We start from the raw sequence: 19,429 nt of genomic DNA on the forward strand, positions 1-19,429 counted from the left end.
ATCGTGACCCGATTCCTCGCGTTTATCCACGTGTTCGGAATCCGGCCAAGTGCCCATACTGGGGCGCAAGGCCACTTACACCAGGAGACTCACCCCATGTCTGCCCATGATCCTTTGCCGTCCGCCTCGCTGGACCTGGATCCTCAAGAAACCCGCGAGTGGCTGGACGCCCTGTCCGGCGTCATCGAGACAGAGGGTCGCAACCGCGCCCATGACCTGCTCGAGACCGTGCTCGACCACGCCCGCCAGGCCGGCATCGACATGCCGTTCTCGGCCACGACGGCGTACGTGAACACCATTCCGGCCGAAGACGAAGCGCGCTGCCCCGGCAACATCGAGATCGAAGAGCGTCTGCGCGCCTACATGCGCTGGAACGCGATGGCAATGGTGGTGAAGGCCAACCGGCACAACCCGGAAGACGGCGGTGACCTGGGCGGTCACATTGGTTCGTTTGCCTCGCTGGCCCATATGTTCGGTGCCGGCTTCAACCACTTCTGGCACGCAGAGAGCGAAGGCCACGGTGGCGACTGCATCTATTTCCAGGGTCACGTGTCGCCGGGCGTTTACGCCCGCGCCTACCTGGAGGGCCGTCTGACCGAAGAGCAGCTGCTGCATTTCCGACAGGAAGTCGACGGCAAGGGCCTGTCGAGCTATCCGCACCCGAAGCTCATGCCGAACTTCTGGCAGTTCCCGACGGTGTCCATGGGCCTGGGCCCGCTGATGGCGATCTACCAGGCGCGCTTCCTGAAGTACCTGCACGCCCGCGGCATTGCGGACACGTCGAACCGCAAGGTGTGGGTGTTCTGCGGCGACGGCGAGATGGACGAGCCGGAATCGCTGGGTGCCATCGGCCTGGCCGCTCGCGAAAAGCTGGACAACCTGATCTTCGTGGTGAACTGCAACCTGCAGCGCCTGGACGGCCCGGTGCGCGGCAACGGCAAGATCGTGCAGGAACTGGAAGGCGAATTCCGCGGTTCGGGCTGGAACGTGATCAAGCTGCTGTGGGGCAGCGACTGGGATCCGCTGCTGGCCAAGGACAAGGATGGCCGCATGCGGAAGATCATGATGGACATCCTGGACGGCGACTACCAGGCCATGAAGGCCAACGACGGCGCCTTCGTCCGCAAGAACTTCTTCGAGCGTGACCCGCGTGTGGCGGAACTGGTCTCGAAGATGACGGACGAGCAGATCTGGGCGCTGCGCCGTGGCGGCCACGACCCGCAGAAGGTGTACGCCGCCTACGACCGGGCCGTGAACCACAAGGGCCAGCCGACCGTCCTGCTGATCAAGACGGTCAAGGGCTTTGGCATGGGCAAGGCCGGCGAGGGCAAGAACACCGTTCACCAGACCAAGAAGCTGACGGACGACGACATCAAGTACTTCCGTGATCGCTTCAACATTCCCATCCCGGACAGCGAGCTGCCGAAGATTCCGTTCTACAAGCCCTCGGAAGACTCGCCGGAGATGAAGTACCTGCACGAGCGCCGCAAGGCCCTCGGCGGTTACCTGCCGAGCCGCCGTTCGCGCGCGGAAGAGCAGTTCACCATCCCGCCGCTGGAGACCTTCAAGGCTGTGCTGGAGCCGACCGCCGAAGGCCGCGAGATCTCGACCACGCAGGCCTATGTGCGCTTCCTGACGCAGCTGCTGCGTGACAAGGAACTTGGCCCGCGCGTCGTGCCCATCCTGGTCGACGAAGCCCGCACGTTCGGCATGGAAGGCCTGTTCCGTCAGGTCGGCATCTACAACCCTGCGGGTCAGCAGTACACCCCGGTCGACAAGGACCAGGTGATGTACTACCGCGAGGACAAGGCCGGCCAGATCCTGCAGGAAGGCATCAACGAAGCCGGCGGCATGTCGAGCTGGATTGCGGCCGCCACGAGCTACAGCACGTCGAACCGGATCATGATCCCGTTCTATGTGTACTACTCGATGTTCGGCTTCCAGCGCATCGGTGACCTGGCCTGGGCGGCCGGTGACATGCAGGCGCGCGGCTTCCTGCTGGGCGGCACGTCGGGCCGCACGACGCTGAACGGCGAAGGCCTGCAGCACGAAGACGGCCACAGCCACATCCTGGCCGGCACGATTCCGAACTGCGTGTCGTACGACCCGTCGTTCGCGCACGAGGTGGGCGTGATCCTGCACCATGGGCTGAAGCGCATGGTCGAGAACCAGGAGAACGTGTTCTTCTACCTGACGCTGCTCAACGAGAACTATGCGATGCCGGGCCTGAAGCAGGGCACGGAAGAGCAGATCCTCAAGGGCATGTACCTGCTGGACGAAGGCCAGGCCGGCAAGCCGGCGGTGAACCTGCTGGGTTCGGGCACGATCCTGCGCGAGTCGATCGCGGCCAAGGCGCTGCTGGAGTCCGACTGGGGCCTGACCGCCAACGTGTGGAGCTGCCCGAGCTTCAACGAACTGGCCCGCGACGGCCAGGACGCAGAGCGCTTCAACATGCTGCACCCGCTGGAGACGCCGAAGGTGTCGTTCGTGACGCAGCAGCTGCAGCCGTTCGACGGCCCGGTGGTGGCCTCGACCGACTACATGAAGAACTACGCCGAGCAGATCCGCCCCTTCATCCCGAAGGGCCGCAGCTACAAGGTGCTGGGCACGGACGGCTTCGGTCGCAGCGACTTCCGCAGCAAGCTGCGCGAGCATTTCGAGATCAATCGCCATTACATCGTGGTGGCCGCGCTGAAGGCGCTGGCCGAAGAAGGCAAGGTGCCGGCGGCCAAGGTGGCCGAGGCCATCCAGAAGTACGGAATCAAGGCCGACAAGGTCAACCCGCTGTACGCCTGAGCCCTTCACGGGCAGCCTGAGCCGGCTGTGCGTGCGAACTTGCCCTGTGGCGGGTTCGTGCCGGCCGGTCCACGATCCATTCAATTTCTTCGTCCGTGACGGAGCACAAACATGGCATTGATTGAAGTGAAGGTCCCTGACATCGGGGACTTCGACGAAGTGGCGATCATCGAGGTGCTGGTGAAGGCCGGCGACACCGTGAAGGCAGAGCAGAGCCTGATCACGGTGGAAAGCGACAAGGCCTCGATGGAGATCCCGTCTTCCCACGCTGGCGTGGTGAAGGAACTCAAGGTGGCGCTGGGCGACAAGGTCCGCGAAGGCTCGGTGGTGTTGGTGCTGGAGACGGCGGAAGCGGTGGCCGCCGCGCCCGCCCCGGCTCCGGCTGCGGCCCCTGCGGTGGCCGCTCCGGCGCCGGCCGCAGCACCGGCACCTGCGCCTGTCGCAGCGTCTTCCGGCCCCATCGAGGTGGTGGTGCCCGACATCGGCGACTTCGACGAGGTCGCGGTGATCGAGGTGCTCGTGAACGTGGGTGACACGGTGAAGGCCGAGCAGAGCCTGATCACGGTCGAGAGCGACAAGGCGTCGATGGAGATCCCCTCATCGCACGCGGGTGTGGTCAAGAGCCTGCTGGTGAAGCTGGGTGACAAGGTCAGCAAGGGCAAACCCATCGTGGTGCTGGAAGGCGCCGGTGGTGGGGCTGCCCCCGCCGTGGCGTCGACGCCGGCTGCAGTTGCAGCCCCCGCGGCCGCTCCGGCCCCCGTTGCGGCGGCTCAGGCTGCCGCAACGGGGGTGGCCAGCGCCCCGGCTGCGCTGCCTGCTCATCAGCCTGGCACACCGAGTGCCGCGCTGCCCCATGCGTCGCCCAGCGTGCGCAAGTTCGCGCGGGAACTGGGTGTGCCGCTGGCCGAAGTGAAGGGCTCGGGCCCCAAGGGCCGCATCACCCAGGACGACGTGCAAGGCTTCGTCAAGGGCGTGATGGCCGGCGACACGCAGACCGCCGCGCAGAAGGCCAAGGCGCCTGCAGCCGCTCCCGCTGCTGTGGGTGGCGCCTTCCCGGGGCTGCTGCCCTGGCCGCAGGTCGACTTCGCCAAGTTCGGCCCGGTCGAGCGCAAGGACCTGTCGCGCATCAAGAAGATCTCGGGCGCCAACCTGCATCGCAACTGGGTGGTGATCCCGCACGTCACCAACCACGACGACGCCGACATCACCGATCTGGAAGCCTTCCGCGTTCAGCTGAACAAGGAGCACGAGAAGTCGGGCGTGAAGGTCACGATGCTGGCCTTCATGATCAAGGCGGCCGTGGCGGCGCTCAAGAAGTTCCCCGAGTTCAACGCCTCGCTGGACGGCGATCAGCTGGTGCTCAAGAACTACTTCCACATCGGCTTCGCGGCGGACACGCCGAACGGTCTGATGGTGCCGGTGATCAAGGATGCCGACAAGAAGGGCATCATGCAGATCAGCCAGGAGATGTCGGAGCTGGCCAAGAAGGCCCGCGACGGCAAGCTCAGCCCGGCCGAGATGCAGGGCGGATGCTTCTCGATTTCGTCGCTGGGCGGCATCGGCGGCAAGTACTTCACGCCCATCATCAATGCGCCGGAAGTGGCCATCATGGGTGTGTGCAAGAGCACCATCGAGCCGAAGTGGGACGGCAAGGCCTTCCAGCCGCGCCTGATGCTGCCGCTGTCACTGTCGTGGGATCACCGCGTCATCGACGGCGCCGCCGCTGCCCGCTTCAATGTGTACTTCGCGTCGCTGCTGGCGGATTTCCGCCGCATCGCGCTCTGATGAGGAGCACGACATGGCAATGATCGACGTGCAAGTGCCGGACATCGGCGACTTCAAGGACGTGGCCATCATCGAGGTGCTGGTCAAGCCGGGCGACACGGTGAAGGCCGAACAGAGCCTGATCACGGTGGAGAGCGACAAGGCTTCGATGGAGATCCCGTCGTCGCATGCCGGGGTGGTCAAGGAGCTGAAGGTCGCGCTGGGTGACAAGATCAACCAGGGCACCGTGATCCTGACGCTGGAAGCGGCAGAGGCTGGGGCTTCGGCACAGGAAAACGCGCCGGCACCCGCAGCCGCGCCAACTCCTGCGCCAGCGCCGGCCGCTGCCGCTGCAGCGCCGCCCGCTCCGGCTCCCGCCGTGGTGACACCCGCACCGGCTGGCAGCTACACCGGCCCGGTGGATGTGGAGTGCGATGTGGTCGTGCTGGGCGGTGGCCCGGGCGGCTACTCGGCGGCGTTCCGCGCGGCCGACCTGGGGCTCAACACCGTCATTGTCGAGCGTTACGCGACGCTGGGCGGTGTGTGCCTGAACGTGGGCTGCATCCCCTCGAAGGCGCTGCTGCATGTGGCCGCGGTGATGGACGAGGTGAGCCACATGGCCGACCTGGGCGTGGACTTCGGCGCGCCCACCGTCAACATCGACAAGCTGCGCGGCCACAAGGAAAAGGTCATCGGCAAGCTGACCGGTGGCTTGGCGGCGATGGCCAAGATGCGCAAGGTCACGACCGTGCGCGGCTACGGCGTCTTCCTCGACCCGTATCACCTGAAGGTCGAGGAGACCGTGGGCGCGGGGCAGGAGAAGACGGGTGCGGCCAAGGTGGTGCGGTTCAAGCGCGCCATCATCGCGGCGGGTTCGCAGGCTGTGCGCCTGCCGTTCTTCCCGCAGGACGAGCGCATCGTGGACTCGACCGGCGCGCTGGCGCTCAAGGGCGTGCCCAAGAAGATGCTCATCGTGGGCGGCGGCATCATCGGCCTGGAAATGGGCACGGTGTACTCGACGTTGGGTGCTCGCCTGGACGTGGTCGAGATGATGGACGGCCTGATGCAGGGCGCCGACCGCGATCTGGTGAAGGTGTGGCAGAAGATGAACGCGCACCGCTTCGACAACATCATGTTGAAGACCAAGACGGTGGGCGCCGAGGCCACGCCGGAGGGCATCAAGGTGAAGTTCGAGGCGGCCGACGGCACGCTGAGCGATCAGACCTACGACCTGGTGTTGCAGGCAGTGGGCCGCACGCCCAACGGCAAGAAGCTCGACGCCGACAAGGCCGGTGTGGCCGTGTCGGACCGCGGCTTCATTCCGGTGGACGTGCAGATGCGCACCAACGTGCCGCACATCTTTGCCATTGGTGACCTGGTCGGGCAGCCGATGCTGGCGCACAAGGCCGTGCACGAGGCGCATGTGGCGGCCGAAGTGGTGGCCGGGGAGTTGCTGGGCGACGACAAGCTGGCCAAGGCCCAGTTCGACGCCCGCGTGATCCCGAGCGTGGCCTACACCGACCCCGAAGTGGCCTGGGTGGGTCTGACCGAGGACCAGGCCAAGGCCCAGGGCATCAAGGTGAAGAAGGGCCTGTTCCCGTGGTCGGCTTCGGGCCGCGCCATCGCGAACGGCCGAGACGAAGGCTTCACCAAGCTGCTGTTCGATGACAGCCCCGAGGCACGCGGCCATGGCCGCATCCTGGGGGGCGGCATCGTGGGCACGCATGCGGGCGACATGATTGGTGAGATCGCGCTGGCCATCGAGATGGGGGCCGACGAGGTCGACATCGGCAAGACGATTCACCCGCACCCGACGCTGGGTGAGAGCATCGGCCTGTGCGCGGAAGCGGCGCATGGCAGTTGCACGGACTTGCCGCCGGTGAAGAAACGTTGAGCCTGTGTGGCTGGCCGGTGGTGCGCCGGTCAGCTGGCCATGCCTTGTGAGAGCCCCGTGGGTGTTGGTGCCGCGGGGCTTTCTTGTTTTGCGCGTTCAGGGTTGTCGATGGGCTCAGCGGAAAGGCCATGAATGGACATATTGGAAAGATAAGTCCATAATCAGACTCATCATGAGCGTCGCCCTCCAGCCCCGACCCGCAGCATCCCCCGAACCATCGCTTCAGCAGATGTCGGCCGCCGGTCTGCGCGCCTTTGCGCGGCTGGCTGATGCGTGGCACCTCTCGGTCGACGAGCAGATCCGCCTGCTGGGCGAGCCGGCGCGCTCCACCTTCTTCGCCTGGCGCAAATCCCCGGAAACCGCGCGCCTGTCGCGCGACACGCTGGAGCGTCTCTCCAACCTGCTTGGCATCTGGAAGTCACTGCAGATCCTGCTGCCCGACGCGAAGGCTGCGGACGCCTGGGTGCGCCAGCCCAACACCGCACCGCTGTTCGGGGGCCGCTCGGCGCTCGAGCGCATGCTGGCGGGCAATGTGTCCGACCTGTTTGCCGTGCGTCGGTATCTGGACGCTGTGCGCAGCGGCGGCTGGGCGTGAGCCGGCCGGGGCCCAGGGCAGTAGGGCAGACAGACAGCGACGGGATTCCGCTGAAGCGCATCCGCTGGCAGCCAGCGTGGCGCATCGTGCCCACGCGCTATCCCACCGTCTACATCTACGACCGCATCGCCGACCCGGACGATTTCGACGCGCTGTATGCGCTCGAAGCGCTGACCAATGACCGGCTGCGCGACGAAGCCGGCGTGATCGAGCTGGTGCCCGCAGAAGACCGCATCGTGGGGCCCGGCTCCGGCCCCATCATGGCCGCCTTCACGCACCTGAACCCCGATGGCAGCCGGTTTTCAGACGGGCGGCATGGCGTCTTCTACGCCGCACACGACCGCATGACCGCCATTGCCGAGACGCAGTATCACCATGCGCGCTTTCTGACTGCGACCGCCCAGCCCGCCATGCAGTTGTCGATGCGGCTGTACGCGGTGAAGGTCAGCGCCACGCTGCATGACCTGCGCCCTGAGGGCGTGGTGCCGGCGGAGGTCTACAGCCCCGACGACTACAGCGCGGCCCAGGCGCTCGCGCGCCGACTGCGCGCCGCGGGATCGGCTGGCGTGGTGTACCGCAGCGTGCGCCACGCGGAAGGCGAGTGCGTCGGGCTCTTCCGGCCGAAGGGTGCCTCGGCGTGCGTGCACGCGGCCTACCTGCTGTATGCGTGGAACGGCCAGCGCTTCACCGACGTGTTCGAGAAGATCGACGGTGAGCGCGCGGTGTTCGACCCGCTCGATCGGTTCTCAAGCTAGGCGCGCACGTTGGCGACCCCGGTCAGCCGGCGTGCCGCCAGCGCAGCATCCGCAGGCCGTTGGCCACCACCAGCAGGCTGGCGCCCATGTCGGCGAACACGGCCATCCACATCGATGCCTGTCCCATCACGGCGAGCACCAGGAACACCGCCTTGATGCCCAGGGCGAGCGCGATGTTCTGCCACAGCACGCCGTGCGTGGCGCGCGAGAGCCGGATCAGCTCGGGCACACGCTGCGGGTCGTCGTTCATGATGACGACGTCGGCCGCCTCCATGGCGGTGTCGGTGCCGGCGCCGCCCATGGCGATGCCGATGTCAGCCTTGGCCAGGGCTGGGGCATCGTTGATGCCGTCGCCCACCATGGCAACCGGGCCGTGAGATTGCCGCAGTGCGTCGATCGCCTGAAGCTTGTCTTCGGGCAGCAGGTTGCCGCGCGTGTCGGTCAGGCCGACCTGGGCGCCGACGTGACGCGCGGTGGCCGCGTTGTCGCCCGACAGCATCACGGCATGCACACCCAGTTGCGTGAGGGTGTGCAACGTGGCCGCAGAGCCGGGCTTGACGGTGTCGGCCACGGCAAACAGGGCCTGCGCACCTTGGTCGTCGGCCAGCACCGTGACCGTGCGGCCCTGAGACTCCTGCGTCTGCATGCGGGCCAGCAGGTCCGGCGAGGCGTGGCCGCGCTCGTCCATCAGGCGATGGTTGCCCAGCACGTGGGGCGTGCCCTCCACGCGCCCCTGCGTGCCCCGCCCGGGCAGCGCCTGCACCTGGTCGGTGTGCAACTCGCCCACGGGCAACCCATTGGCAATTGCCTGGGACACCGGGTGGGTGGAACGCGCGGCCAGACTGCGTGCCACCTGGGCCAGTCGCGTCCGCTCGTCAGCCTGTCCGTTGGCCGCAGGGTTCAGTGGCTCCCAGTGAACCAGCGCCGGCTGGCCCGCCGTCAGGGTGCCCGTCTTGTCGAAGGCCACCACCTTCAGCTGCCGCGCCTCTTCGAGATAACGTCCGCCTTTGATCAGGATGCCGCGGCGGGCGGCCGTGGCCAGGGCGCTCACCACCGTGACCGGGGTGGCAATCACCAGGGCACAGGGGCAGGCGATGACGAGCAGCACGAGCGCCTTGTAGACCGCGTCCAGCACGCTCCAGCCGCCCAGCAGCGGGCCCAGCACCGCCACCGCCACGGCGATGGCAAACACCGCCGGCGTGTAGACCGCCGCAAAGCGGTCGACGAAGCGCTGGGTGGGGGCGCGGCTGGCTTGGGCCTGCTCGACGGCATGGATGATGCGGGCCAGCGTGGTGTCATTCACCAGGGCGGTGACCCGGACGGTGAGTTCGCCGGTCTGGTTCACCGTGCCAGCGAACACGGTGTCGCCCGGCCCCTTGTCAACGGGCAGGCTTTCACCGGTCACCGGGGCCTGGTCGAGGGCGCTCTGGCCGGCCACGATGGTGCCGTCGAGCGGCACGCGCTCACCTGCGGCCATGCGGATCAGCTGACCGAGGGCGATCTGCTCGACCGGGCTGCGTTGCCATGAGCCATCCGCCTGCCGAGCCATGGCTTCGCGCGGCGCCAGATCGAGCAGAGTCTGGATGGCCCGGCGGGCCCGGTCGACCGAGCGGGCCTCGATGCGTTCGGCCAGCGCGTACAGGGCCATCACCATCGCGGCCTCGGGCCACTGACCGATGAGGAAGGCGCCCGTGACGGCCACCGTCATCAGCGCGTTGATGTTGAGGCGCCCCTGGCGCAGCGCAAGCAGGCCCTTGCGGTACGTTTCCAGGCCTGACAAGGCGATGGCCCCGGCTGCGAGGGCCCGGCCTACCCAGGGCATCCAGCCCGCATCCGCACCGGCAAAGCCGATGACTTCCGCTGCCACGGCCAGCGCCAGGGCGATGACCATCGGCCCCCAGCCTTCCATGAAGCGCGTCGGGTGGGCGTGCGCAGCCGAGGCCGTCGCCACCTCGCCATCGACCGGGGCGGGCGGCGGTGTCAGCGGCTGCGGGGTGTAGCCGGCCTGGCGGATGGCGTCGAGCGCCTGCGGCAGGGTCGCCACGTCAGCCTGGATGCTGAGCGTGCGTGCGGCCAGCTGGAAGCGCAGCCCGTGCACGCCGTCCAGGGGCGCCAGTGCTCGGCGGATGTCGGCCTCTTCCGAGGCGCAATCCATGTTGGCGATGCGGTAATCGGCCCAGGGCAGGGACGAGGGCTTGCGACCGGCCGGGCGCGGCATGGCCATCCTGACCGGCATCGCAACCGCGATGGTCGGGCTGCCGCTGCACCCACAGGCGTGGCTGCCGCAGGTGCCGCCATCCGTGTCGGGCACCGTGACTGCGTCTGCCGTGGCCACGGCCGGGCCCTCGGGGGGCGTTGTGCGGTCTTCAGGTTGGGTCGGGGACAGGGGGGGTGTCTGCATGCCATGATTGGAAACCCTGTAGTGGGTACAGAGTCAAGCGTGTTGGAGCGACGCCATGAAAATCGGTGAACTGGCCGCCCGTGCGGGCACCCTGGTCGAAACCATCCGCTTCTACGAGCGCGAGGGCCTGCTGCCTGCGCCAGCCCGTTCGGCCAGCAACTACCGTGTGTACGACGACAGCCATGTCGAGCGGCTGGCCTTCATCCGGCGCTGCCGTTCGCTCGACATGACGCTGGATGAGATCCGCGTGCTGCTGGACGTGAAGGCCGCGCCCGAGCAGAGCTGCCAGGCCGTGAACATGGTGCTGGATGAGCACATCGGCCACGTGGGGCAGCGGATTGCGGAGCTGCAGGCGCTGCAACAGCAGTTGCGGGCACTGCGCGCGGCCTGCCCGGACGAGCGCGATGCCGGGCACTGCGGCATCCTGGCGGGCCTGAGCGGCGAAGGGGCGTTGTCGCCGTCTCCGGCCACCTCGCCCGCCAGCGTATTGGCCAGTGCCTGCGCCCCTGCGGGCCGTGGGCGCGGGCATGTGCCTGGCACGCACGGGCCAGGACGCTGATCGCAGCCAGCGTCGCGCCCGAAGCGGCCGGGGCTCAATGGAAATCCCGGCTGCGGGTGCCCAGTCGCCCGAGCAGGTGTGTCAGATTCACCAGCCGGTGCGCCACCAGATGCCGCACCTCGCCCTGCCGCTGCCAGTCGCCGTGCACGGCCATCAGGCGGCTGTGCACCAGTTCCTCGCGCTGCTTTTCCTTCAGATGCGGCCACACGATCACGTTGACCGTGCCGGTCTCGTCTTCCAGCGTCACGAACACCACGCCGGAGGCCGTGCCGGGTTGCTGCCGCACGGTCACGATGCCGCAGGTGCTGACCCAGTCGCCATCGCGGCGCGGCTGCAACTGGGTCGCGGTGGCAAAGCCCATCTCGGTCAGGCGGGGGCGCAGCAAGGCCAGCGGGTGGCGGCGCAGCGTCAGGCCCAGTGCGGCGTAGTCGAACAGGATGTCTTCGCCTTCGGGCGGGGCGTCGAGCACCAGCGGGGCCTCGTGAATGGGAGCGTCACGGAGCAGGGCGGGGGCGCGGTGTCGGGCGGCGGCCTCCCAGACCTGCTGGCGACGGTGGCCGGCCAGGCTGTGCAGCGCATCGGCCGCGGCCAGTGCGCGCAGGTCGGCCTGATCCAGCCGGGCGCGGCGGGCCAGTTCGTCCACATTGGCAAAGGGGCCGCCCTGCCGCCGGGCTTCCACGATGCGCAGCAGCGTGGGCACCCCGACGCCCGCCACCTGGGCCAAGCCGAGGCGCACAGCGGGCTGGGGCGAGGCCGGCCGGGCTGGGTCAGAGGGCGAAAACCGATGGTGCTCGGGATGGCGATGGGCCAGCAAGGGCCGATGTGCCCACCCGCGTGAATCCTCCGTTTCGTGCAGCGTGGCCGGCACGTCGCTGAGCTGCACGTCGACCGGCAGCACCGTCACGCCGTGGCGGCGGGCGTCCTGCACCAGCTGGCTGGGCGAGTAAAAGCCCATGGGCTGCGAGTTGAGCAACGCCGCCAGAAAGGCCGCCGGCTCGTGGCACTTGATCCAGGCGCTGATGTAGACCAGCTTGGCAAAGCTGGCCGCATGCGACTCCGGGAAGCCGTAAGAGCCGAAGCCCTCGATCTGCTGACAGATCTGGTCGATGAAGGGCTGCTCGTATTTTTTGGCCTGCATGCCCTCGATGATCTCGGCCTTGAACTTGTCGACCTCGCCCTTCTTGCGCCACGACGCCATGGCCCGCCGCAACTGATCAGCCTTGCCCGGGGTGAAGCCCGCCGCCAGCACGGCAATCTGCATCACCTGCTCCTGAAAGATGGGCACGCCCAGGGTGCGCTTGAGGGCCTCGTCCAGCCGGGGCGGGGAGGGCGTGGGCGTGTCCGGATCGCGGCGCAGGTCTTCGCGGCGTTTCAGGTATGGGTGGACCATGCCGCCCTGAATGGGCCCGGGGCGCACCAGCGCCACCTCGACCACCAGGTCGTAAAAGGTGCGGGGTTGCAGGCGCGGCAGCATGCTCATCTGCGCGCGGCTTTCGATCTGGAAGACCCCCACCGTGTCGGCGCGCGAGATCATGTCGTAGGTGTGATCGTCCTCCGGCGGGATGTCCTGCATCTGCACGGAGTGGCCACGGCGTTCGCCGATCAGATCAAGCGCGCGGCGGATGGCGCTCAGCATGCCGAGGGCCAGCACGTCCACCTTCATCAGATTGAGCGCTTCCAGGTCGTCCTTGTCCCACTGGATGACGCTGCGGTCGGGCATGGAGGCGTTCTCGATGGGCACCATGTGGCTCAGCCGGCCGCCTGCGATCACGAAGCCGCCGGTGTGCTGGCTGAGGTGGCGCGGAAAGCCGATCAGCGTGCGCGTGAGCTCCAGCCATTGCTGCACGCGGCGCGAGCCCGGGTCGATGCCCGCTGCAGCCAGGCGTTCGGCCAGCGCCTCGGTGCGATCCCACCATTGCAGGTGGGTGGCGGCACGGTCGCATTCTTCGAGGCTGAGGCCCAGCGCCTTGCCCACGTCGCGCAGCGCGCTGCGGGTGCGGTAGCTGATGACGGTGGCCGCCAGCGCCGTGCGTTCTCGTCCGTACTTGCCGTAGATGTACTGGATCACCTCTTCGCGGCGCTGGTGCTCGAAGTCGACGTCGATGTCGGGCGGCTCGTTGCGTTCCTTCGAGATGAAGCGCTCGAACAGCAGCGTGGCCTCCTTCGGGTTGACCTCGGTGATGCCGAGCGCATAGCAGACAGCCGAATTGGCAGCGCTGCCCCGTCCCTGGCAGAGGATGCCCCGGCTGCGCGCGAACCGGACGATGTCGTTGACCGTGAGGAAGTACTTTTCGTACTCCTTCTCGTGGATGAGGGCGAGTTCGGTGTCGATGCGGGCCTGGATGGCGGGCGGCGTGCCCTCCGGGTAACGCCATTGCAGCCCCGCTTCGGTCAGGGCCTGCAGGTGGCTCTTCGGGGTCTGCCCGCGGGGGACAACTTCTTCCGGGTACTCATAGCGCAGTTCGTCGAGGCTGAAATCGCATTGCTCGGCCACGGTCAGCGTCGTAGCCAGCAGCTCGGCCGGGTAGCGCCGGGCCAGCCGAAAGCGACTGCGAAGGTGGCGCTCGGCATGGCGCTCCAGCGCGTGGCCGCATTCCGGCAGCGGCTTGCCCAGCCGGATGGCGCTCAGCACGTCCTGCAGCGGTTTGCGCGAGCGCACATGCATCAGGGCATCGCCCACGGCCACGGGCGGCACGCCGGTGTCGATGGCCAGCTGCTGCAGCCCGTGCAGCCACCAATCGTCATCCAGATCATGGTGCAGGGCCACGCCCAGCCACAGCTGCCCGGCAAAACGGGCCTGCAGGGTAGCCAGCTGGGCTCGCATCGGGCGCCAGGGCGCGGCGGGATCGGCCTCGGCGACGCGGCTCATGAGCAGCGCACGGGCCTGGGCTCGATCCGGTACGTACAACAGCATGCAGCCGGACAAGGCTTCGGGGGTGAGCGCGTTCGTGTGCAGCGGCGCCACCCCCTTGCCGGGCTGGGCACGGCGCAACCCGGTGATGAAGTGACACAGCTCGCCATAGCCCTTGCGGTGCTGCGCCAGGGCCACCAGGCGATACGGGGGCCAGCCTTCCGCTGCCTCCGGTGGGTCGGGCGTGACCTCGAACTGGCTGCCGATCAGCAACCGGAAGGCGTCGGCGCCGGGCACCCCGTTGTCACGGGCGTCGCGCAAGGCCAGATGGGCGCGCACCACGCCGGCCATGGAGCAGTTGTCGGCGATCGCCAGCCCTTTGTAGCCCAGCTTCAGCGCGCGCTGGATCAGCTCCTCGGCATGCGAAGCGCCGTGCAGAAAGGTGAAGTTGCTGGTGGCCAGCAGCTCCACGTAATCCGGCAGCTGCTGGGCACTCCGGCTTGGGGGCGGGTCAGGCAAAGACACCATGGAGAAACCACGCCGAAGCCGACAAGGAGGCACCCACGGCAGGGCGCGTGCGATAGACCCACAGCAGCCCGGCCCGTGGGCTGTGCGCCAGGAAGTAGTCGCGCGAGGTGGTGGCCGGTGGTCCGTCGGCCGCGTAGCGTGTGCCGGGCTCGGCCACCTGGCTTGTGACCATCCTGCCCGAGGGCCGGAGGGCCGCGGCGTCCTCGTTCCACCACCCGGTGTCGATGCGGTGCGGGCCGGCCAGCAAGGTCAGCCGCCCCTGGTAGACCGGGCGTTCCGCGCCGTGGGCATCGTGCTCCAGCAGCAGGGGGCGGGGCTCGGGCAGCAGCCAGGTGGGGTGGGGCAGGGCATGGCGGATCAGGGGCAGAGCGTCCGGTGCAGTCGCCTCCGGGCGCTCGCTGGTGTCGGACCAGGGGCACCAGCGCTGATCCAGCCCCAGGCGGTGGTCGTCTTCCAGCCGGCCTGCGCACACCCGGTCGTGGCCGAGCCGCACGCTCAAGCGTTCCAGCAAGGCCACCCAGGCCTCGTGCTGTCGACGCTGGCCCGCCGGGGTGCGCAAGGCTTCTGCCTGCAGGGGCACGCCCTGGCCCGGCGTCAGAAACAGGTCATCGCACAGCGGCTCGGCCGCAGCCAGGTCGCTGGCGTGCAGACTCAGTTCGCCCACGGGGGCGCTCAGCTCAAGCCGACGCAGGTGCTCCACCAGCAGGGCGCGCAGACGTGCCACATCCGACGTGGCGGTGCCCAGCCGGACGACATGCTCCCCGCTGCGGGCGGCATCCCTGCGCTGGCCATCGTGCTGCCAGCGCAGGGTGAAGCCCCGCACCCCCAGTTGCTGGGCCGACAGCCAGGCCCCCAGCCGGGCCAGCAGGCGGTCACAGGCGGGCAGCAGCTCATCGGCCAACTCCACGCGGGCAGGGAACTCCAGCCGCTCGTCGAACACCGGTGGCAGCGTCTGCCAGGTGAAGGCTTCGGGCACGACGCTGCGGGCCTGGTCCAGCGCGTTCAGCAGGGCTGCACCGAAGCGACGGCTCAGGCCATCGCGCGGCAGCCGCGCCACATCGCCCACCGTGCGGCAACCCATGCGGCTCAAGGTGGCCTGGTGGGCGGCCAGCGCGCTCAGGGCCTGCAGTGGCAGGGCATCAAGCTGCCTGGGATGAGGGCGTGGCGTGCGGGCCAGGGCCAGGGCACCCAGCGCCGTGCGGGCATGGGCCCAGCCGGCACAGCCTGCCTGCTCCGCCCCCTGGTTCAGCCGCGCCATCAGCCGGCGGCGCCCGCCGAACAGCCGCTGGCTGCCCTGCCACTCCAGCACCACGGCCTCTTCCAGCAGCGCCACGCGAGGGGTGAAGCGCAAGGCCCACCACACCAGCATCCGGGCGTCGGCCGTGCCGTCAGGGCTGAGCGCCGGCAGCCCTGACGAGGGCGCCACGGTCAGGGAGGCCGAGGGAATCAGGGCGGTCCAGCAGGGCATGGGCAAGAACAGGGCGAGAGGCGGCCGAGGCCACCGTGGCGGGACGCTGGGTCGGCACCATGGGCCGTGGCGCAGGTGGGGTGGCGGTGGGCAAGACCGCGGGCAACAGCGGCCTGAGCCCCGCTGGCCAGCGTGCCAGCACGATTGGCCGGGTGTGCAGCGGGCCGCGCCGCTTGAGCACCTGCACCTGCATCGGCACCGGCCAGGCCCCCAGTTCCAGCCGCAGGCGCAAGGGGGCGGCCGAGGCGTCGGCCTGCGCCGCCAGCGGGCGGATGACGAAGCACAACCCCGCGTGGCGGCTGGCGCAGGCCTGCAGCCGGCGCAGTTGCTCAGGGCGGGCCTGGGGCAGCCACAGCAGGATGACACTGAGGCATTCGGCCTTCAGCGCCTGCTCGGCCGCCCACAGCCGCTCGGCCGCGGTGTGCGCCTGCAACCACACGAGTTGTTGCGGCTTCACGCCTTCAGGGACCAGCCCCTGCAGCCCGGGCGTGTGCGGCGGACCGACCAGCAACAGGCGGGCGCCCTGTTGCAACAGCGTGGCCACCGCCGGGCTCAGCAGCCGCCATTCGGCTTGATGGTGCACCGGCTGCAGGATCTCGATCAGGTTCTGGCCTGGCCAGCCGCCCCCGGGCAGCTCGGCATCCAGCTCGGCAAAGCCACTGGAAACGGTCTCCCCCTGCGCGCCCCCCAGATCCTGGCCGCGCCACATGGCCCGGGCCACGTGCGCAGGCAGATTGGCTTCCAGCTGCCGGATGGCAGCCGTGGCCGACGGCAAGGCAGGAGTTGAAAGCGAGAGCGGCATGGGAATACTGTATGAATGAACAGTATCGTAGCGGTCTCTGGCGCGGCCGTCCAGCCTCCTTTTTTCCCGCTGTCGGGTGTTTTTACGCGACCGCCGTCCCCAGGTGACGGCTTTTGGCAAAATGTGACTCCCCTGAGGAAAACGAATGTCCCGTCCTGACACCGACAGCCCCACCTCCGCCAGCGCCCTGACCCCTGTCACCTCGGCCCTGGTCGAGTTCCTGGCCGAGGCCCGTGTGCCGACCGCGCATGGCACCTTCACCATGAAGCTCTTCCGCGAAAAGGCCACTGGCCTGGAGCACGTGGCCATGGTCATGGGCGAGGTGGCCGGCAGCGCGCTGGTGCGCGTCCACTCCGAATGCATGACCGGCGACGTGTTCGGCTCGCTGCGCTGTGATTGCGGCCCCCAGCTCCACTTCGCCATGAACCAGATCGGCCAGAAGGGCAATGGTGTGGTCGTCTATCTGCGGCAGGAAGGGCGCGGCATCGGTCTGGCCAACAAGCTGCGCGCCTACCAGTTGCAGGACCAGGGCATGGACACCGTCGAGGCCAATCAGCATCTGGGCTTTGCTGCCGACCTGCGCAACTTCGATGTGGCCGCGCAGATCCTGGAGCAACTCGGCGTGCGCTCCGTCAAGCTGATGACCAACAACCCGCGCAAGGTCGACACCCTGCAGGCCCATGGCGTGCAGATCGAGGAACGCGTGCCGGTGCGCAGCGACGTCCAGCCCGAAAACGAACGCTACCTGGGCACCAAGGCCCGCAAGCTCGGCCACCACATCGACTGGCTGGGTTGACGCGCCCGCAGCCCATGGACCTCACGCCCCAGGACAATCCGGAGCACGACACCCCCGAACGCCACGTCGTGGCACGACGCAGCACGCTGGTCAGCGTGGTCGTCAACGTGGTGCTCACGGCCCTGCAGGTCACCATCGGGGTGCTGGCGCACTCGCAAGCCCTGGTGGCCGATGGCATCCATTCGCTGTCCGATCTCGTCTCCGACTTCGTGGTGCTGCTGGCCAACCGCCACAGCCGCAAGGCCGCCGACGCCGATCACCACTACGGGCACCACCGCTACGAGACAGCGGCCTCACTGGTGCTGGGCGCGTTGCTGCTGAGCGTGGGGGTGGGCATGCTGTGGGGTGCAGTGCACAAGCTGAGCACGCCCGAAGACATTCCTCAGGTGCAGACCGTGGCACTGTATGTGGCGCTGGCTGCGCTGGTGTCCAAGGAACTGCTCTTTCGCTACATGCTGGCCGCCGCCGAGAAGGTGCGCTCCAGCATGCTGGTGGCCAACGCCTGGCATGCCCGCTCGGATGCAGCCTCGTCGCTGGTGGTGGCCATCGGCATTGGGGGCAACCTGCTGGGCTACCCCTTGCTGGACCCGGTGGCCGCACTCATCGTCGGCTTCATGGTGGGCAAGATGGGCTGGGACGTGGGTTGGGATGCCCTGCATGACCTGATGGACCGCTCTGCGTCCGACGAGCAGGCCGAGGCCATTCGCCAGGCGCTGGTGCAGACCCCGGGCGTGCTGGGCGTGCACGACCTGCGTACGCGCAAGATGGGCGACCTGATCATGGTCGACGCCCACCTGGAGGTGGATGGCGCCCTCAGCGTCTGGGAAGGCCACGACATTGCCAACCGCGCCCGCGATCGTGTGATGCGCCAGCTGCCCGTGTTGGACGTGATGACCCACCTGGACCCCGTTGGCGTGCGGCCGACGCTTGCCTGACGGGTCGCCGCTGAATCAAGGCTGCATCAGCAGACGGATGCGGTTGCGCCCCTCGCGCTTGGCCTGATAGAGCGCCTGATCGGCCTGCTTGAGCAGCGCCTCGGGTGAAGCCAGGTTGCCGGCCACGCCGTGGGCCACGCCCACGCTCACCGTCAGCACCCGGGCGGTGGACGACCCCTCGTGACGCACCTGCAGGCCCTCGACCGCCTGGCGCACCCGCTCGGCCACCTGGCTGGCGGTCTCGGGCGAGGACTGGGGCAGCACGGCCACGAACTCCTCGCCGCCATACCGGGCGACCAGATCGCCCGGGCGGCGCAGGTTGCTGCCCAGCACCCTGGCCACTTCACGCAGCGCCGCGTCCCCCGCGGGATGCCCGTACCGGTCGTTGTACTTCTTGAAGTGGTCCACATCCACCATCAGCAATGCCAGTGAGGTGCGGTCGGGCGCGGCGCGGCGCCACACCTGCTGCAGGTAGTCCTGAAAATGCCCTCGGTTGGCCAACTCGGTCAGGCTGTCGACTTTGCTGAGCTCCATCAGCCGCGCATGCGTGTGCGCCAGCTCCTGCACCAGGGCCTTTTCGCGCAGCGTCAGCAGGTAATGGCGGCGCTCGTCACGCTCCAGCGCGTAATTCGCCATCAGGGTGAAGACGATGGTGGCCACCACCATGATGACGATGGGCCCGAGCAGTCGGGGGGGCATGTGGTCCAGCACCACGATCCCGCCCAGGTGCATGGCCAGAACCAGCAGCGAGAACGGCACGGCCATCCAGAACCGCAGACGCTGGACGATGTTGCCGTAGATGATCACGACGATGAAGCCCACGTGGTAGTAGTGGCTCAATGCCGTGTGCGAGCTCGACAGAATGAAGGCCAGGCTGGCCGCGGCCATCAGTCCGCTGCACAGCACCGGCCCTTCGACCAGCACCGGCAGACGCCAGGCGAGAATCCGGGGGCCCCAGCGCCAGTAGGCCCACAGCACCGCCGCCGCCAGCGGCGTGAAGACGAACAGGCGGATCTGCAGGGCGAGCCAGAAAACATCGCTCGCCATGAGGTAGTCGACCACCAGAAAGCCGTTGTAGACCAGCAGGGCAACGATGCCGCTGAGCAGGAAATGCTGCAGGCGCTGCGCCACCATGTCCTGCTGAAAGCGCGCCTCCAGTTCGGCGGGGAAGCGCATCCAGGGGAAACCGCGGTCCAGCAGGCGTTGCAGGGTGGCCCGCTCATCGCCCTGGGGCGGTGTGCTGGAAGCCGGCACGGCGGGTGAGGGCAGGGTAGATGACATCCGT

Annotated in this window: 13 protein-coding genes; 8 read left to right on the forward strand and 5 right to left on the reverse strand. The window is 68.2% G+C overall.

Annotation, left to right across the window (positions count from 1 at the left end; translation table 11 throughout):
• The first annotated feature begins 96 nt into the window (after positions 1-96).
• The 5 genes from aceE to DEH84_RS09080 all read left to right on the forward strand — a co-directional run bounded on the left by aceE (position 97) and on the right by DEH84_RS09080 (position 7,804).
• Complete coding sequence (gene aceE, locus DEH84_RS09060; RefSeq protein ID WP_109036564.1) at positions 97-2,796, forward strand: pyruvate dehydrogenase (acetyl-transferring), homodimeric type; 2,700 nt, start codon at positions 97-99, stop codon at positions 2,794-2,796.
• Between the two features lie 111 nt (positions 2,797-2,907).
• Positions 2,908-4,581 carry a dihydrolipoyllysine-residue acetyltransferase gene (gene aceF, locus DEH84_RS09065; RefSeq protein ID WP_109036565.1) on the forward strand — a complete coding sequence of 558 codons (1,674 nt, stop codon included), beginning with the start codon at positions 2,908-2,910 and terminating at the stop codon, positions 4,579-4,581.
• 13 nt (positions 4,582-4,594) lie between these two features.
• Complete coding sequence (gene lpdA / locus DEH84_RS09070; protein WP_109036566.1) at positions 4,595-6,454, forward strand: dihydrolipoyl dehydrogenase; 1,860 nt, start codon at positions 4,595-4,597, stop codon at positions 6,452-6,454.
• A 172-nt stretch (positions 6,455-6,626) separates the two neighbouring features.
• Entirely contained in the window at positions 6,627-7,049 is a 423-nt protein-coding gene (locus DEH84_RS09075; protein ID WP_109036567.1) for an MbcA/ParS/Xre antitoxin family protein, read from the forward strand.
• Positions 7,050-7,135: 86 nt separating this feature from the next.
• Entirely contained in the window at positions 7,136-7,804 is a 669-nt protein-coding gene (locus DEH84_RS09080) for an RES family NAD+ phosphorylase (RefSeq protein ID WP_109036568.1), read from the forward strand.
• Between the two features lie 22 nt (positions 7,805-7,826).
• Here DEH84_RS09080 and DEH84_RS09085 read toward each other — a convergent pair whose 3' ends face one another.
• Entirely contained in the window at positions 7,827-10,028 is a 2,202-nt protein-coding gene (locus DEH84_RS09085; protein WP_245932764.1) for a heavy metal translocating P-type ATPase, read from the reverse strand.
• A gap of 232 nt (positions 10,029-10,260) precedes the next feature.
• Between DEH84_RS09085 and cadR the strand changes: the two genes are divergently transcribed.
• Positions 10,261-10,764: a Cd(II)/Pb(II)-responsive transcriptional regulator gene (gene cadR, locus DEH84_RS09090; protein ID WP_109036569.1), complete on the forward strand. Its 504-nt coding sequence runs from the start codon at positions 10,261-10,263 to the stop codon at positions 10,762-10,764.
• 34 nt (positions 10,765-10,798) lie between these two features.
• Here the strand turns inward: cadR and DEH84_RS09095 are convergent, their stop codons facing one another.
• The 3 genes from DEH84_RS09095 to imuA are packed head-to-tail and all read right to left on the reverse strand — an operon-like array spanning position 10,799 to position 16,413.
• Complete coding sequence (locus DEH84_RS09095; protein WP_109036570.1) at positions 10,799-14,143, reverse strand: error-prone DNA polymerase; 3,345 nt, start codon at positions 14,141-14,143, stop codon at positions 10,799-10,801.
• A complete protein-coding gene (locus tag DEH84_RS09100; protein ID WP_159098922.1) occupies positions 14,127-15,611 on the reverse strand; it encodes a Y-family DNA polymerase in 1,485 nt (494 codons plus the stop codon). The genes DEH84_RS09095 and DEH84_RS09100 overlap by 17 nt, the downstream gene beginning before the upstream one ends.
• Complete coding sequence (gene imuA / locus DEH84_RS09105) at positions 15,532-16,413, reverse strand: translesion DNA synthesis-associated protein ImuA (protein ID WP_109036572.1); 882 nt, start codon at positions 16,411-16,413, stop codon at positions 15,532-15,534. The genes DEH84_RS09100 and imuA overlap by 80 nt, the downstream gene beginning before the upstream one ends.
• A gap of 145 nt (positions 16,414-16,558) precedes the next feature.
• On the opposite strand from imuA, the gene ribA reads away from it, so the two are divergent.
• Both ribA and DEH84_RS09115 read left to right on the forward strand, forming a co-directional pair.
• Positions 16,559-17,209 carry a GTP cyclohydrolase II gene (ribA, locus tag DEH84_RS09110; protein ID WP_109036573.1) on the forward strand — a complete coding sequence of 217 codons (651 nt, stop codon included), beginning with the start codon at positions 16,559-16,561 and terminating at the stop codon, positions 17,207-17,209.
• Positions 17,210-17,223: 14 nt separating this feature from the next.
• Positions 17,224-18,144, forward strand: coding sequence for a cation diffusion facilitator family transporter (locus tag DEH84_RS09115; protein ID WP_109036574.1), 921 nt, complete (start codon positions 17,224-17,226; stop codon positions 18,142-18,144).
• Positions 18,145-18,159: 15 nt separating this feature from the next.
• Here the strand turns inward: DEH84_RS09115 and DEH84_RS09120 are convergent, their stop codons facing one another.
• The gene (locus tag DEH84_RS09120) at positions 18,160-19,425 is read right to left on the reverse strand and encodes a GGDEF domain-containing protein (RefSeq protein WP_159098923.1); all 1,266 of its coding nucleotides are present in this window, start codon (positions 19,423-19,425) and stop codon (positions 18,160-18,162) included.
• Positions 19,426-19,429 lie beyond the last annotated feature (4 nt).

The organism is Aquabacterium olei (assembly GCF_003100395.1).
GTDB classification, from domain to species: Bacteria; Pseudomonadota; Gammaproteobacteria; order Burkholderiales; family Burkholderiaceae_C; genus Aquabacterium; species Aquabacterium olei.

Excerpts from the sequence above, each read along its gene's own strand:
- aceE (WP_109036564.1), top strand. The coding sequence starts at position 97 with ATGTCTGCCCATGATCCTTTGCCGTCCGCCTCGCTGGACCTGGATCCT.
- aceF (WP_109036565.1), top strand. The coding sequence starts at position 2,908 with ATGGCATTGATTGAAGTGAAGGTCCCTGACATCGGGGACTTCGACGAA.
- lpdA (WP_109036566.1), top strand. The coding sequence starts at position 4,595 with ATGGCAATGATCGACGTGCAAGTGCCGGACATCGGCGACTTCAAGGAC.
- DEH84_RS09075 (WP_109036567.1), top strand. The coding sequence starts at position 6,627 with ATGAGCGTCGCCCTCCAGCCCCGACCCGCAGCATCCCCCGAACCATCG.
- DEH84_RS09085 (WP_245932764.1), bottom strand. The coding sequence starts at position 10,028 with ATGGCCATGCCGCGCCCGGCCGGTCGCAAGCCCTCGTCCCTGCCCTGG.
- cadR (WP_109036569.1), top strand. The coding sequence starts at position 10,261 with ATGAAAATCGGTGAACTGGCCGCCCGTGCGGGCACCCTGGTCGAAACC.
- DEH84_RS09095 (WP_109036570.1), bottom strand. The coding sequence starts at position 14,143 with ATGGTGTCTTTGCCTGACCCGCCCCCAAGCCGGAGTGCCCAGCAGCTG.
- DEH84_RS09100 (WP_159098922.1), bottom strand. The coding sequence starts at position 15,611 with ATGCCCTGCTGGACCGCCCTGATTCCCTCGGCCTCCCTGACCGTGGCG.
- imuA (WP_109036572.1), bottom strand. The coding sequence starts at position 16,413 with ATGCCGCTCTCGCTTTCAACTCCTGCCTTGCCGTCGGCCACGGCTGCC.
- ribA (WP_109036573.1), top strand. The coding sequence starts at position 16,559 with ATGTCCCGTCCTGACACCGACAGCCCCACCTCCGCCAGCGCCCTGACC.
- DEH84_RS09115 (WP_109036574.1), top strand. The coding sequence starts at position 17,224 with ATGGACCTCACGCCCCAGGACAATCCGGAGCACGACACCCCCGAACGC.
- DEH84_RS09120 (WP_159098923.1), bottom strand. The coding sequence starts at position 19,425 with ATGTCATCTACCCTGCCCTCACCCGCCGTGCCGGCTTCCAGCACACCG.